Origin of the sequence: Dyadobacter sp. UC 10, assembly GCF_008369915.1 — a bacterium.
Lineage (GTDB): Bacteria > Bacteroidota > Bacteroidia > Cytophagales > Spirosomataceae > Dyadobacter.
Genome location: NZ_VSRN01000001.1, coordinates 70372 through 85930 on the forward strand (window position 1 = coordinate 70372; position 15559 = coordinate 85930).

Here is a 15559-nt window from a genome sequence, read left to right on the forward strand (position 1 = left end):
TTTGGTGGAAACATACACGACGCACTTTTAAAATAAAATCTATATCCGTGTATGCGTGTAGGCAATTGATTATAGCCAATGCTATCTGCTGCGTCTTTTTTAAACATATGCGTCAGCTTGCGTATATGCTCGATCGGCACCAGCCGATCAGGAAAGCGATGCCTGTTATCAACAATTCTGGCTGGAATGGAGTATTGGTCTGCATGGTAGCCTTACTAACAAATCTGCGTTGACTATGCTAAACGATTATTTAAAAATTGCACTCAGAAATATTCGGCGCAGGAAATTTTACGCCGCGCTCAATGTCGGTGGACTGGCACTCGGACTGGCTGTTTGCCTGACTATTGTGTTTTTTGTAAAACATGAATTTACCTACGATCATCATCACGACAAGTCGGATAGGATTGTACGGATTACATCGAAGTTTGAGACGCCTGATAAACCGATGTTAATCGCTAATACCCCTGTTTTGCTGGCCTCCTTTTTAAATAAAGATTACCGTGAAATAGAACAGACGGTGCGCCTCCAAATCACAGAGGCGGCTGTGAAACACAACCAGTTGTTGCAAAACGAGCCAAACGTTTACTTTTCCGAACAATCTGTCTTTGAGATATTTACGTTTGACTTTCTGGAAGGAAATTTTACGCACGCTTTAATAAGACCGAATACAGCAGTCATAACCCAAACATTTGCGGAAAAATATTTTGGTAAAGCGCCCGCATTGGGACAGATCATTCAGATTAATAAAACGCCTTATGAAATTACCGGTGTCATTGCTGACCTGCCGTCCAATTCCGATTTGAAAATATCAGTGATGTTGTCGCGTGACTTTTTAGATACCAGGGACTGGCTGACGGACGATTTCCCGGTCTACACATTCGCGCTTTTCGCACAAATACCTGATTTAAAATCCTTTGATAAAAAGCTTCTGGCCCTGAGCCAGCGATACATTCAACCCGAGCTTAAAGCACAGGGCGCGGACGGATATAAGCTTATTTTTGAAACTGAGGCACTGAAGGATGTCCATTATCAGACCGGGAAAATGGGCGATACGCCAAAAGGAAATAAGCAGTATGGTTACCTGTTTTCATTCCTGGCCTTATTTGTGCTCATCATCGCCGTTTTGAACTACATCAATCTGCTTACCTCCACAGCTATCGAAAGAACGCGGGAAGTGGGTATCAGAAAGGCAAATGGTGCTAGGCGTGGCCAGTTGATTTTCCAGTTTCTTTTCGAGTCATTTATCGTCACCACATTATCAGTGATACTTGGTGCGCTGATCCTTAATATTTCAATCCCCTTCTTAAACAGGCTGCTTCAAATAAACATGATTGTGGAATGGAGTAATATCCTTGCTGTCGCTGCGCTGAGCCTGCTGGTGATTACCGTTCTTGCCGGGATCTACCCGTCTTTGATGTTGTCAGCTTTCAAACCGGTCCAAGCTTTAAAAGGTACACTAACAACGAACGGGAATTCTATCTGGCTTAGAAAAGGCATTACACTTTTCCAGTTTTCACTTGCCGTGGTCATGGTGTTTGGAGTTGTAGTTATTCATCAGCAAATGAAGTTCTTAAGAAATCACAATCCGGGTTTTGACAAAGAGCAGGTGGTAGCAATACAAGCGCCAGACGATTCTGTTGCACGCTCTAAATTGAATGCTTTTGCGACAATTTTGCGCCAGCAAAGCAACGTACAGCGGGTCACGGTTGGCACCGATGTAATGCAGGTGGACGCTACATATCCGGCTGCCACAACTATCTTCAAATCCAATGGTTTGAGAAAAGAAGTCATCAGCACCTATTTCTTTATTGATGAATATTTCATTCCCACTCTGAATATTAAATTATTGCAGGGCAGGAACATATCCTCAAACCGTGTTTCGGACAAAAATGGCGGCTTCATCGTCAACGAAGCTTTTGTAAAAATGTCCGGTTGGAAAAACCCGGTTGGTCAGGCGATGGAAGGTTTCCGCCATAAGGGAGAAGTGATCGGTGTGGTCAAAGACTTTAATTACAAGTCGGTGCACAGCCCGGTAGAACCTTTGGTGATGGTTTACAACACTTCTCCTGCCGCATCCCTTATGCTAAAAACGAACCCGGAAAACCTTGCCTCGATTGAAAGCGCCTGGAAAAACCACTATCCTGATTTCCCATTTGAATATAAGTTTTTGGACAGTGTTTTTGAAGCTCAATTCAGAAGGGACGACGTGATGATGACACTGTTTAACATCTTTGCGTTCCTGACCGTTTTCGTATCGTGCCTGGGCTTGCTAAGTCTGGTTACATTTTCGACCGGCCTGCGAATAAAGGAAATAGGCATTAGGAAAGTCCTCGGTGCTTCAGTCCCGGGCATCGTGGCATTATTAATTAAAGACTATCTCTTTATCGTGATGCTGGCAATTCTACTGGCAAGTCCGGTTGCCTTTTACGCTCTGAACCAGTGGCTCGACAGGTTTGCTTACCACACTGAGATAAGCTGGTGGGCATGCCTGCTAGCCGGGCTTGTTTGCCTTACAGTCGCCCTGGTTACGGTCAGCTTTCGAAGCATAAAAGCAGCGCTGGCCAATCCTGTTCACACGTTGAAAGCAGACTGACTATGCAGATAGCTAAAACAATGCAGTAAGAATGGACGAATCGAAAATCCGTGGCGCAGCTCATACGCAAAACAGAACGGGCAAGGAGAAAATCAATACAACAGTCCAAACATCCAGAGTGGAATCTTATTTCCATATCCCACTTCAAGCCCATCAGCAGCTACATAAGCATCAACACCTGCGAGCTGTTGCCCGGTCTTATTCGCGCCCCCGACTTCAACAGTCACCTTTCTATCCAGTTTGAAGTCTCCCTTCTCCATGTACTCAACTTTATGCAGGGGCCGAACCTGGCTCAGGAAAAAGCTTTCACGCAATGTTCCAATATCCGGACGACTCTGATGCAATGCGAATTGAAGGTTCGGATGACTGAGATACACCTTGTCGGGTTTCTGCAATCTGGTAATGCCGAAGCTATCCCGGTGCAACAACATCAATATGCCCAACTCTTCCAGATAATGCATATACTCCACTACGAGTGCCCGACTCGTATTCAGCGTTTCACTTAGCTTGCTGATGTTCGGTTTCATAGGAACACTTTCGGCATTAGGAAGAACAAATTGGGAAGAGAAGCCTGCGCCTAGTTTGCTCATTCATTTCGCTAGCTGATGTCCGGCCCACTGCTACTCCTTAAACGGAATGTCCCGCTGGATAAGTGCCGGAATTTGCTCAGACTCCGGCGTCACGAAGTCCATGTAGATACGCTCAAAATTGCTTTCCGCGAGACTTTCCATATAGCCCAGGAACTTGTCTCGCACAAGTACATCACGTGCATCTAAGAGTAAAATGGTTTCCAGCCTTTCCGGGCCGAGAAATTTTAGTTGCCTTGTGGAAGTCTGCGTCGAGCTATCCACATCGACAAACAGTGAATGCTCTTCCGGAACAGATAAAGCCCGGCAATAGGTATGAAGGCTCTTCCCTACCCCGCCTTTCGATTGCAGGGTAAATTCAATAATACGACTCATGTTTTAGAAAATTCAGATTTTACAATTTGACTTTAAATGGCATCCAGCTGATCCGGATCTGACCATTCGACTCGGCGATGCTCCTGATGGAGGGAGCCGATTGTTCAGAGCCCCGGATAGATGCACGCGCCTTGGTTCCATTTTCGACCTCTGATAATATCGGTGACGTATTCTAATATACGATCTGCTCGTCAGCGTTTTCTGACCATTAATTTCCATTATGGAAAGAGATGACAATTCGTCCTGAATCACCGCGAAGTCTTGGAAGAGCGTAGTAAGAATTGAAAAAGGACTGCCTGGCGACAGTCCTTAAAATCTCATGCTTTTTGTCCCATTTTCTCAAAACCCTCCCAAAGCACTTTCAGATCATACAAAGCCGACTTTTCGGCTATATCAAACGGAACGTCCGAATGATAAAGAGCAAGATCGTGGATTGTCCTAAGAGAATGCGCCAATTCATTACATCCCTGACATTCAACGAGGTACCAAAACTCGGCTTGTGACTCCGTTAACGGCTTGCTGACATCTGATGCGTGACGTGCATCAATCGCTGCATTGACTGAACGTTCATTCGAGCCAACACCAGAACCATTCGAAGTTTGCATAAAAAATGGATAAGTGTGAATAAATAAGGAGAGGTCACCGCAAACTTCGTCAAAGAGCTAACTTTGATAGGTTTCGGGACTTGCACCCGTATGCCCCTCCAAGGCCATTTTTCCCCAGTTTTTAACATTAGCTCTATATTTATTTTTCAAAGTTTGCGGGGCAAATATAGTGGAAAGTTCTGATGGACGGCGAGGGAATGAACTAACGGTGATGGAAGATACTGGAATCAAGGTGGCAGGCTACGAGCCCACTTTTACAAAATTGCAGTACCAAGCTATGCTTTGACAAACAACACTTTATTCTAGTCGTCTAAAGTAGATTATGATTAACTTATGGCTTATGTTCATTGACCATAAACATCCTCCACAGTTAAGATGACACTAAATCCCAACATTTACCGAATCGACAAAGACCATAGAAAATTTGTCAACTGTACTACAACAGTGTCAATGCTCAAAGTGATTGTTGCAACATACAATGAACGTCCTGAATTAAAGGTAAAAATCAAGTCACCCGAATTTACATCATTTGTCAAAGGCAATGTTACTTATTACCTATATCTGTATAACACGGATGAGACTCTTTCCGACTGGCAAAAATTTCTTCCTGAGCAATTAATCGAGCATGCCAATTTCAGACAGCAACAATTATCCCTCTTACTCTTCGCAGAAGTTGATAATAGCATTTATTGCGTAGTAGGAGGTCATGCCTATAGACTAATTATCCCGTTCATGGATCACGCATTTGGTCTTAATACATACGCGAGAATAATGAAGCCGGAAGTTGATGAACTTGCCTCCATAAAATCACGGGGCATTACTGGCCACCGTGCTGGAATTAAGGAGCAATTTCGTAATAATTATAGAATTATTGATTTTGTCAAATTTGGCAAGATCCCGGAAGAAATACATATTAAATTAAGCCAGGAAATCTCTGACTTGCATTTCCACTTTGTGAAAAGCAAAAAAAATGAGAGAATACAAGTTTCTGTTGGCAAAGGATTTAAAATAAAGAAAGAAATTGATTTTGAAATTCTACACATGGTAATACTCGAATTAACTACCATTTCTGAACTTGCAGCGTCAGATTATTTAAGCTCCTATAAAGAGATCCAAGATCAAAAATTAATTAACGAAGAGCTATACCCTGAATTTATAACTAGAATCTTTAATGATATAGGAGGATTATATAAGCGCAACAATCCAACTGTATACAAATTTGAGCATGATTTCTGCAATCCTAATAATATTGAAAAATTCTACGAAGCAGATTCCTATAAGTTAAAGGAGAAAACCCCCAGAAATGGCTACACCACATTCGACGAGTTATATGATCGTGGTGACATATACGACACCGTTCTCAAACGAGCTGTTGACTTACACGGAGAAAGTGACAGATTTAAATTTATGGTCTATCTACAAGGTGTTAGAGTTACCTGCATTAAGAATCATAAGACAAGCGTATCCTCTAGCTTCTTGTTCCATATTTCTTCGGAATTTACCTATAAAAATAAACCTGTGTTTCTTGTTGATACTAAATGGTACCATCTTCGACCCACCTTCATCCATGATTTAAGAAACAGCACCTTGCAACTACTAACAACTTACAAAGCACCACCATTAATTTTGCATAAGCCTTGGGACAAGGTAAATATATCTCGGGAAGGCAACTACAACTTTTTGTATAATGGTGCCGAAAATTATATTGTTATTGACACTATAATAGTGGACGGGGTAGAACTTTGCGATCTAATATACTATGACGAAGTCAACATTTATTTAATACACGTAAAGTATGGATTTACGTCGCAGATCAGAGAATTAAATAATCAAATTACGATTGCGGCGAGAAGGTTGAAGGACGCAATTGGAAGTGAGGACAAATCTATTCTACGAAAAATATATAATAAACTCATAGAAAAGGACCGTTCCGTAAATAGGCTAAGCGAAGAACAATTTTTAGACTTGTTCAAAAAGCGAATCAGTTTTATAATGGCATTTGCTTCACATTTAAATGACGATCTTCTAGTTGAGGAATCAATTGATAAATTTGATTCAAACATAGCTCGATTTTCACTAATTCAATGTTCAAGTGATATGCGCTCAAATTATTATGATTTGCTGTTTTGTCAAATTCGTCGATCATAAATATCGACGAAACATTTTACCTGTGGCCGGCCGTTTAGTGCATGACAGTATTCAATGCAAACAATGAATCTACAATCCTCCCGATAAGCGATATCTCGGTCTAGTTTATACATTGAAAAAAACCACCCCCACCCGATCAATATGCTCAATGAGTTCCTGATTTTCAATTTTGTGATAAGCAGAGAGGTCGATTTTATAGGGAAGCATCAGATCATCCAGTTCCAATTCAATTTTAAACAACTGAGGTAGGTCGAGCCCCGACCCTACCAAAACAAGATCAATATCGGAGCCGTTTCGGTAATTCCCTTTCGCACGCGATCCGTATAGAATGGCTTGCTCTATTTCTGGATGCTTGGCAAACACCCCCTGAATGCTACTGACGGTTTTTTCTGATAATCCGTGCATTAGTCATGTCGAAATTTAATACGCTCCATCGTTTCCTGAAACTTCATAAATAACGGGTAAAACCGGTCAACAATGTTTGTGTAAATTTCTTCGGAGATTTCTTCGTTATAAGTGTGGCTGGTAAGATTTCTGTTTTTGACCATTTCCATCCAACTCTCTCCATCTGCGATCAAATCAGTACTAAAAGCCTGTCGTGTCGCATCCCTTGACCCTCGGATTTCAGTATTGCCCTGATAGACAAAGAAATCCTGCATTACTTTCCAGGCCAGCTCGTGCGTGTATTTGAATGCTTGTATGATCCCTTGCCTTTCGAGTTCACTCAATGACCGTTCGGCATCGAGCTTCACAGCTTCGCCTAACTTTTTAAGTGCCTTTTTATAATTTTCAAAGCGCCGTTCCCAACGGATATCCTGCTCGATCACAGTTTCGATTTTGTGCCAATTTCAACATTTACTTTCCGATACAAAACTTCCTAAAAATATTCTCAAGCAAGTCATCCGTCACAATCGTCCCCGTAATCTCCCCCAAATGATGTAATGCCAGCCGGATATCCTGCGCCAGAAAATCGCCGGTGACGCCGAGTGAAAGTCCATTCAGAACGTCGGTGAGAGAATTCTGGGTTTTTACCAGATGCTCGTAGTGGCGGAAGTTGTTGATGACCGTATCTGCCGGCGTGTGGCCTTTTACCAAATCGATCAGGCTGCTGGTCAATGCTGGCAGACCGGCCTGGGTTTGGGCGGAAATGATTTTGAAGTCCGGATTTGCTGCGGATAATTCGTCAGCCAGATCGGGATTAATGTCGGCTTTATTGAGCACAAAAAACCGGGGTTTTTCCGGCGGGAGCTGACTTGCAAGTTCCTGGTTGTCGGTGAGCGTTTCTTTGCTGTCGAAAAGAAAAATGATAACGTCGGCCTTTTCCATTGCGCTTTTGGAACGTTCAATACCAATGGATTCGACCACGTCGGAGGTCTGGCGAATGCCTGCGGTGTCGATGAACCGAAATTTCAGTCCTTCCAGAACCATCGTATCTTCAATAACATCACGAGTGGTGCCGGCAATGCTGGTGACGATCGCTTTCTCTTCATTTAAAAGCGCATTCAAAAGCGTCGATTTTCCGACATTCGGGGAGCCGATAATCGCGACTGGGATACCTTCTTTGATCGCATTTCCGTAATGAAATGAGCTGATCAGCGGTTCGATATTCTGTTGCAGCGCGTCAATCAATTTGCGCAAATCGTCCCTTTGTGCAAACTCCACGTCTTCCTCGCCGAAATCCAGTTCCAGCTCGATCATGGAGGCGAAATGGATCAGCTCGGCACGTAACGCGGTCAGTTTTTTGGAGAAACCTCCTCTCAATTGGTTCAGTGCCGTTTTGTGACTTGCGTGTGAGTCGGCCGCGATCAGATCCGCGACGGCTTCGGCTTGTACGAGGTCAAACTGTCCGTTCAGGAATGCGCGCTGGGTAAATTCACCGGGCGCGGCAATGCGGGCGCCCTCGAAAATCAGGGAGCGGAGAATCTGTCCTATTATATAGTTTGAGCCGTGGCAGGATATCTCCACGGAATCTTCTTTGGTAAAAGATTTGGGACTTTTAAAAACTGTCGCCAGCACTTCGTCAACAATCTCGCCATTTGCGCGAATGGTGCCGAAATGCACGGTATGCGATGGGACTTCGGTCAAATTTTTGCCTTTAAAAATACGGCTGACCATTTCAATGCTGCCTGATCCAGAAACCCTGATCACTGCAATCGCTCCAACTCCCGACGGGGTTGCCAACGCGCAAATAACTTCCTGCTGGTGAATTTTTACAGTATCCATCCTGCAAATATGTGACTTAATCCACGACCGGGCAAAGTTCTGCTGCCTTTATCCCGGGTAATGCTCAGCAGGATCTTGCAACTACCTGACCATGATCCGCTTGGTTACAACGCCTGCATTCGTATGGATCCGCATCAGGTAATAGCCTGCCGAAATGCCGTTTAAAGCAAATACGGCCCAATCCTGCTGGTTATATCGTTTCTCGCCGAGCTTGGCGCCCGAAGTCGAGAACACTTCCAGCAGCTGTATTTTATTTTTGGCAGATACCACATTTACTTCATGCATAGCCGGATTAGGGAACACATCGAAATTTCCGGCAGCAAGCGTTTCCGTGCCGAGTACATCCTCGCTTAGCTTTTTGTGCCGGATGCTGGTTATCGCAGATTCCGCATGCGCTGTGGTCGCGCGGATCGAGTAAGTGTACTCCACTCCCTGCCTGGCCGACTTGTCTGCATAAGTGGCTTGCAGCGGTAAATGCAGGATTTCGTGCGAGCCGGCAGAATCCGGTCCGCCGAATCTTTCCAGTATGTAGCCCGTCGCCCCTGGCAGCTCGTTCCAGCTCAGGATTACACTACCTACCTCGTCCCGGGCCGTCAGCTTGATCGTGCCCAGGTCGGGGAACGGATAGATTTTGTTGTGGTGAAATGCAAATGCCCTGAAACCTTTATCATTCCGCAAAAAAGGCCCAATGTAAACCCACGGAGCTGAAAGCAAACCGGCGTAGTGGTATTTGGAAGGCAGGTACTTGATCAGCGAATCGGGGCCTGCGGTTTTCTTTTCCACGATGATCCTGTTCGCCTCCGCCCTGCCCGATTTAAGCTTTTGCCATTCCTTATTGAGATAAAAAAAGTCTTTGACCGAATAGTTGGAGACCGGCTCCTGGCTGCCTTCGATGTTAGTGTTCAATGTGTCGTTGGGATACACCATTTTCTGGTAATCTTCAAAAACCATCGTTATTTCTGTGGAATCTTTGGTTGAATAATATGCCTTTTTCAGGCTGGGGGATGTGATTTTTTCTTTCTGTCCATAATGATAGTAACCGGCCATATCCGCCAGGTCCCGGCCTAGCTGCAGATATCCTTCCAGTCCGTAGTGAAAACCGTTCCACCCTACCGCGCCTAATGCGGCGTATGGTTGGATAACCGGATATTTTTCGCCCAGCAGCCGCTGGTCTTCCCGGAATTGGCCAATGCGGTCGTCGTAACCGCCTCCGCCGAATAGCGGAAGCTGGAATACATATATCTTTTCAACCATCGGATAATCCTCTTTCCAGTTGTTTACCATTTGTTCAAAACGTGGCGCCCAGGAAAGCGGATCGGGTGAGGCGGCTTCGTTTTCACCCTGCCAGTAAAAAATTCCTTTCAACGCGGGCAAAAGACCGGATTGGATTGCATAGTTCAGCAGTACGCCGTAGGGTTTGGAAGCATCAGCATGATCGGCAGGGTTGCGCTCGATGAGCTGGGCAAGGGAAGCACCGGCGAGTGCTCCATTGATCAGACAGCTAGGAACACCGAATTTCTCGGACACCCGCTTCTGAAATTCAATCCCAAAAATACCGACACGCGGGCTCAAATCGTTGGATAACCCCCATCCGTTACCTTGCGGACCGGTACCAAACGACCGGCAATATTCATTACGATAGGTATAATCCACTTCCCAGGCAACTGCATTCGACTGCCCGTAAATCATGTAAAAATCACCTGCGACCACATTTTCACGTTTTACAACCAGTATAGAATCTGTGGCGCTTTTACAGGCATAAATTTCAAATGCATATTCTGCAAGTTCCGATTTAATGGTCGACTTGATATCGAACGACGCAACTTCGCCAGCGTATTTGAGCGCGCTTTTGTGATAGCCCGTCCTGGCCCCGTTCCTGCTCTTCACCACCGAAATGTAGGCGTATCCCGCCGACTCTACATTGCCTGCTATTACAATTTCAGCTTCATTACTGTCATTTCGGGCGAAAAGCTGCATACTCGCAGGCAAAGAACTGAAATTGACCATCTGGATTTTTTCGGCAGCCGATGGCGTAACACCCTGGAAGAATATAAGGACAATTACAAATAGTAAAGCTTTTTTCATGAACGCTGGTCATTTTAGTTGAGGTGCTTAACAAACTTATAATAAAGGAATTATATATCAATGCAATGTGACTAACGGTTTATGGGAAAACGCCTGTTTTGATTTTGTATCTTTGCAGCATGTTAACCGAAACTTTACCAATTCAGACAATCACGCTTCCTGTTATGGAGGCATTTTACACGTTGCAGGGCGAGGGGCAGCATAGTGGGCGGGCTGCCTATTTTATCCGGTTGGGCGGCTGCGAAGTAGGCTGTCACTGGTGTGATGTAAAAGAATCCTGGGACGCAAACCTGCATCCGAAATACACAATCGACGCTATTGTTGACGGCGCATTGCAACATCCCGGCCGACTGGCTGTGATCACCGGTGGTGAGCCGCTGATGTATAACCTCGACAATCTTACGGGTGCTTTGCAGCAGGCAGGCTTTAAAACCAATATAGAAACGTCGGGCGTTTATCCGTTTACGGGACGATGGGACTGGGTTTGCTTTTCTCCTAAAAAATTCAAAACGCCACATAGCGATATTTACAGTCAGGCCGACGAATTGAAGGTAATTATTTACAACAAAAGTGACTTTGATTTCGCCGAAGAACACGCAGCCCTGGTTTCCGATCAGTGTTCGCTGCTGATGCAGCCGGAATGGAGTAAGCACGACATCATGCTGCCTTTGATTATTGACTATATCAAAGACAATCCGAAATGGAAAATGTCGTTACAAACTCACAAATTTATGAACATTCCATAATGCGTCGGGCAGCTTTTATCGTCATCATTCTCTTTCTGTCAGGATTTTACACCCTTCACGCGCAAGAGGCGACATTATCCAAAAAGGGCCGGGAGAATTACGATAAGGCGCAGAAAGCGTGGCAGCAGAGACAGCTGGGAGAAGCGATCATTCTTTTCGAAAAAGTGCTCGCCGAAAATCCAAAAAACTACGATGTTAACTTGCGACTGGCGCAGATCTACGATTTGCAGCGAAACACCGATTTAACCAGAAAATACTACGCTGCCGCGATCGCCATTAAGCCCGAAGCGGCGCAGTCGGCTCCTGCGTTTCAGTGGCTCGGCAGATATTACTTCCAATCAGAGCAGTACGATTCGGCTCAGGTATTTTTCGAAAATGCTTTAAAACTTTTCCCGCCCAAATCCAGTTTGTCGAGGCTGGCGGAAAAGTCTGTCATTTCTTCCAAATTTGCCCGGGAAGCAATAAAAAAACCGCTACGCATTCAGAAAAAGTCGATGGGCGACACGGTCAATTTTCTCAGGACCCAGTACTTTCCAGTGATGACGGCCGATAATGAAACTCTCATATTTACAGGACTGACAGAAGATCGGGACGAGAACATTTATATTACAAAACGAAAAAAAGATGGTCACGCCACGCTTGGCTGGGACAAGCCAGAGGAAATATCCTCATCGATCAACACCATTAATAATGAAGGAACATGCAGCGTTTCGGCCGACGGGCGTACGCTTGTTTTTACTGCCTGCAACCGGCCCGATGGATATGGAAGCTGCGACTTGTATATAGCTCAAAAAGAAGGCGCTCAATGGAGCGCCCCGGTCAACCTCGGCCAGCAGGTCAACACCCGAGACTGGGAATCCCAACCTTCCTTATCAGCGGATGGGCATACTTTATACTTTGCTTCCGAGCGCAAGGACGGTCAGGGAAAAAGGGATATCTGGGTAACCACGCTTGATGACAAAAAGCAATGGTCGGTCCCCAGTAACCTCGGCCCTGCTATTAATACTTCGGATGACGAAAATGCGCCTTTCATCCACGCCAACGGCCGCACGCTTTTCTACGCCTCGAATGGTCTGCCTGGCATGGGAGGATTTGACATTTTTGTTTCTCAAAGGATCGATACGGTCTGGTCAGAGCCCAAAAATCTAGGGTACCCTATTAACACCGCCGCCGAGCAGGTCGGACTTTTCATTGCTTCCGACGGGCGCACTGCCTACTATACCGACGATACTTCCGACCGTGGAAAGGGTCGTTCACTTCTTTACAGCTTCGAAATGCCTGAATCGCTGCAAAAAATGATCATTCCTGCGCGTTACGCAAAAGGCAGGATCACAGATAAGAAGACGGGACAGCCCCTCGCGTCAGAAATCGACCTCTTTGACCTCAAAACGCAACAGAAAGTAGGCGCTTTTTCGTCCGACAGTAAAACCGGAACGTTTCTGACAGTACTCAATAATGGCGGCGAATATGCCTTTTATGTGTCCAAGGCAGGTTACCTTTTCAAAAGTCTTTCGTTCTCGGTAAATGATTCTGTTTCTTTCGTAGACCTGGAAATTCCGTTGGAGGCAATTGAAAAAGACCGGGCAGAAGTATTGAACAATATATTTTTCCAGACCGGCAAGTACGAGCTCGACGAAAAATCGAAGGTCGAGCTTGACAAGATGGTGGATTTTTTGAACCGAAATAAAACCATTAAAATTGAAATTTCCGGACATACCGACGATGTCGGATCTGATGCAGAGAACATGGAGCTCTCCAAGAGGCGCGCGCAATCTGTTCAGGAGTATTTGCACAAATCCGGTATTGTAACCGAACGCACCTCGTCGAAAGGTTACGGAGAAACCAAACCCGTCGCGTCCAACGATTCGGATGAAAACCGCCAGAAGAACAGGCGGATAGAGTGGCGCATACTTTGACAGACTTGCATAAAGGAGTGAAATTTCGCACTTTTGTCAATCTGCCTTTGTTGTATTGATTGAATGCCTTACGGGCATTTTTTATTTCACACACTCCTTTTTCAATCTGTTTGAAGTTAAGATTTTTACATTCGTTATTTACATAAGTTGTTGCTATCCATGTCATCTGAGAAAGTTTCTTGCCTGATTATCGGCTCCGGCCCTGCCGGTTACACTGCCGCCATATATGCATCCAGAGCAGGCTTAAATCCTGTACTTTACCAAGGCGCCCAACCGGGCGGCCAGCTTACCATTACCACCGAGGTGGACAATTATCCGGGTTATCCCGATGGAATTACGGGACCTGAAATGATGATCCATTTCGAAAAACAAGCCAAAAGATTCGGGACCGATGTCCGTTACGGAATGGCTACCGAGGTTGACTTCACGTCATACCCGCACAAAGTGATCATTGACAACAAACACGAGATCATTGCAGACTCGGTGATTGTTTCCACCGGTGCTTCGGCCAAATGGCTGGGAATCGAAGGAGAAGAAAGGCTGAACGGAAGGGGCGTTTCTGCCTGCGCGGTTTGTGACGGGTTCTTTTTCCGCGGCCAGGATGTAGTAGTAGTCGGCGCGGGGGATACTGCTGCCGAAGAAGCGAGCTATCTTGCCAAATTGTGCCGGAAAGTGTACCTGCTTGTACGTCGCGACGAAATGCGTGCATCGAAGATCATGCAGAAAAGAATTGAAATGTTACCAAATATCGAGGTTTTGTGGAATACGGAAACTGTGAAACTGAATGGAGAAGAAGGCCTCGAATCGGTGTTGGTAAAAAATAATAAAACCGGCGAGGAGCAACTTTTAGATGTAACCGGTTTCTTTGTTGCAATCGGGCACAAGCCTAACACAGATATCTTCAAGGGATACCTGCATATGGACGAAACCGGTTATATTCAGACCATCAAAGGAAGTTCCTGCACCAATATTAAAGGGGTATTCGCTTGTGGTGACGCGCAGGATAATGTGTACAGACAAGCGATTACCGCAGCGGGAACCGGTTGCATGGCCGCTTTGGACGCAGAAAGATTTTTAATGGAAAGAGAAGTTGAAGTAATTATCGAAGAAACGACAGCTTAATTATTTGCCCAACCCCTAAAATTTAGTCAGACTACATGCATATTCATTTTGCATGTAGTCTGACCCATTTTTAAATATGAAAGTAAAGCTTATTGTAAGTTTGCTGATGATAGTGTGTTTGATTTCATGGAACACGCAAGCCCAAGAGCGAGGTAAATTCAGAAGAAACCCAAAAATAAACCAGTCCGGAAACAATGCCAACGAAGGACCTGTAAGCAAAGCAGCTGTTCCTCAGCCTGAGGACGAATATGAAGTGGAAACTTCCAATCTGAGATTTCAAAACCAATTTGAACCCGTCAAACCACTTAATCCGACCGTAAACGAAGATACAACCACCATTGATGAAGGCGACACAGAGGTTGTAGAGGTTGTCGATTCTTTACAGGTGGGCGATGAATGGGTTAAGGCGGCAGAGTATTATGTAATCTGGGACGCTCGCACGATTAATCCCTACGGTTTGAACCCGCTGGAATTCGACGAGCCTGTCGATCTTACACTTTATAACGAGGCGCTCAACCGCAAATGGAGCACCCCCATGGAAAAAACTCCGACAACATCGAATTTCAGTTACCGGTGGGGAAGATGGCATAATGGGACAGACCTCGATCTGGAAACCGGTGATACGGTACGCAGCACTTTCGACGGAATGGTACGCATTGTCGCATGGGACGGCTCTGGATACGGTCGTTTTGTTGTAGTCAGGCACTACAATGGTCTCGAGACCCTTTATGGTCACTTGTCCAAACAAACGGTTGAGTCGGGCCAGGTTGTAAAAGCAGGTGAAATGATTGGCTTAGGTGGAAATACCGGCCGCAGCTCCGGCTCTCATTTACACTATGAAAACCGTTATGAAGGCAATCCATTCGATCCCAGGCACATTTTTGACTGGGACAACAAAACCATAAAATCCGATCACTTTATATTGACCAGCAGCGTTTGGGATCACCTACGCGGTAAATCAAACAAGAGTGAATTTGAGTCAGGGGATGCAGCGCCTGTTGCTTACCGCCGCTCAGTGCTACACAAAGTCCGCCCGGGCGACACGCTTGGTGCAATTGCAGAACGTTACGGGGTAAGCATTTCTTCCATCGCGCGGCGTAACCGCATGTCGGCCAGGTCTACTTTAAGAATTGGTCAGAAACTCCGCATTAAATAACCT

Annotated in this window: 13 protein-coding genes; 6 read left to right on the top strand and 7 right to left on the bottom strand. The window is 45.3% G+C overall.

From position 1 onward, the window contains the following. The first annotated feature begins 235 nt into the window (after positions 1-235). Complete coding sequence (locus FXO21_RS00235) at positions 236-2593, top strand: ABC transporter permease (protein WP_149638211.1); 2358 nt, start codon at positions 236-238, stop codon at positions 2591-2593. Between the two features lie 92 nt (positions 2594-2685). On the opposite strand, the gene FXO21_RS00240 is transcribed toward FXO21_RS00235, so the two are convergent. The 3 genes from FXO21_RS00240 to FXO21_RS00250 all read right to left on the bottom strand — a co-directional run bounded on the left by FXO21_RS00240 (position 2686) and on the right by FXO21_RS00250 (position 4160). Beyond that, on the bottom strand, positions 2686-3183 hold the full coding sequence (locus tag FXO21_RS00240) for an ATP-binding protein (RefSeq protein WP_149638212.1): 498 nt from the start codon (positions 3181-3183) through the stop codon (positions 2686-2688). A 30-nt stretch (positions 3184-3213) separates the two neighbouring features. Beyond that, the gene (locus tag FXO21_RS00245; RefSeq protein ID WP_149638213.1) at positions 3214-3555 is read right to left on the bottom strand and encodes a P-loop NTPase family protein; all 342 of its coding nucleotides are present in this window, start codon (positions 3553-3555) and stop codon (positions 3214-3216) included. A 317-nt stretch (positions 3556-3872) separates the two neighbouring features. Next, on the bottom strand, positions 3873-4160 hold the full coding sequence (locus tag FXO21_RS00250; RefSeq protein ID WP_149638214.1) for a hypothetical protein: 288 nt from the start codon (positions 4158-4160) through the stop codon (positions 3873-3875). Positions 4161-4610: 450 nt separating this feature from the next. Here FXO21_RS00250 and FXO21_RS00255 point away from each other — a divergent pair, with 450 nt between their 5' ends. Next, complete coding sequence (locus FXO21_RS00255) at positions 4611-6308, top strand: DUF6119 family protein (RefSeq protein ID WP_149638215.1); 1698 nt, start codon at positions 4611-4613, stop codon at positions 6306-6308. A gap of 105 nt (positions 6309-6413) precedes the next feature. Here FXO21_RS00255 and FXO21_RS00260 read toward each other — a convergent pair whose 3' ends face one another. The 4 genes from FXO21_RS00260 to FXO21_RS00275 form a co-directional block, all read right to left on the bottom strand. Continuing rightward, positions 6414-6713 carry a nucleotidyltransferase domain-containing protein gene (locus tag FXO21_RS00260; RefSeq protein WP_149638216.1) on the bottom strand — a complete coding sequence of 100 codons (300 nt, stop codon included), beginning with the start codon at positions 6711-6713 and terminating at the stop codon, positions 6414-6416. Then, positions 6713-7135, bottom strand: coding sequence for a nucleotidyltransferase substrate binding protein (locus FXO21_RS00265; protein WP_149638217.1), 423 nt, complete (start codon positions 7133-7135; stop codon positions 6713-6715). Before FXO21_RS00265 ends, FXO21_RS00260 begins: the two co-directional genes overlap by 1 nt. 28 nt (positions 7136-7163) lie before the next feature. Further along, positions 7164-8531 (bottom strand): tRNA uridine-5-carboxymethylaminomethyl(34) synthesis GTPase MnmE, encoded by a 1368-nt coding sequence (gene mnmE / locus FXO21_RS00270; RefSeq protein ID WP_149638218.1) that lies wholly within the window; start codon positions 8529-8531, stop codon positions 7164-7166. 81 nt (positions 8532-8612) lie between these two features. Further along, the gene (locus tag FXO21_RS00275; RefSeq protein WP_149638219.1) at positions 8613-10616 is read right to left on the bottom strand and encodes a T9SS type A sorting domain-containing protein; all 2004 of its coding nucleotides are present in this window, start codon (positions 10614-10616) and stop codon (positions 8613-8615) included. A gap of 119 nt (positions 10617-10735) precedes the next feature. Here FXO21_RS00275 and FXO21_RS00280 point away from each other — a divergent pair, with 119 nt between their 5' ends. From FXO21_RS00280 to FXO21_RS00295, 4 genes are all read left to right on the top strand, one after another. Next, complete coding sequence (locus FXO21_RS00280) at positions 10736-11362, top strand: 7-carboxy-7-deazaguanine synthase QueE (protein WP_225865500.1); 627 nt, start codon at positions 10736-10738, stop codon at positions 11360-11362. Beyond that, complete coding sequence (locus FXO21_RS00285; RefSeq protein WP_149638220.1) at positions 11362-13278, top strand: OmpA family protein; 1917 nt, start codon at positions 11362-11364, stop codon at positions 13276-13278. Before FXO21_RS00280 ends, FXO21_RS00285 begins: the two co-directional genes overlap by 1 nt. 159 nt (positions 13279-13437) lie before the next feature. Beyond that, on the top strand, positions 13438-14400 hold the full coding sequence (gene trxB, locus FXO21_RS00290) for a thioredoxin-disulfide reductase (RefSeq protein WP_149638221.1): 963 nt from the start codon (positions 13438-13440) through the stop codon (positions 14398-14400). A 76-nt stretch (positions 14401-14476) separates the two neighbouring features. Continuing rightward, on the top strand, positions 14477-15556 hold the full coding sequence (locus tag FXO21_RS00295; protein WP_149638222.1) for a M23 family metallopeptidase: 1080 nt from the start codon (positions 14477-14479) through the stop codon (positions 15554-15556). Positions 15557-15559 lie beyond the last annotated feature (3 nt).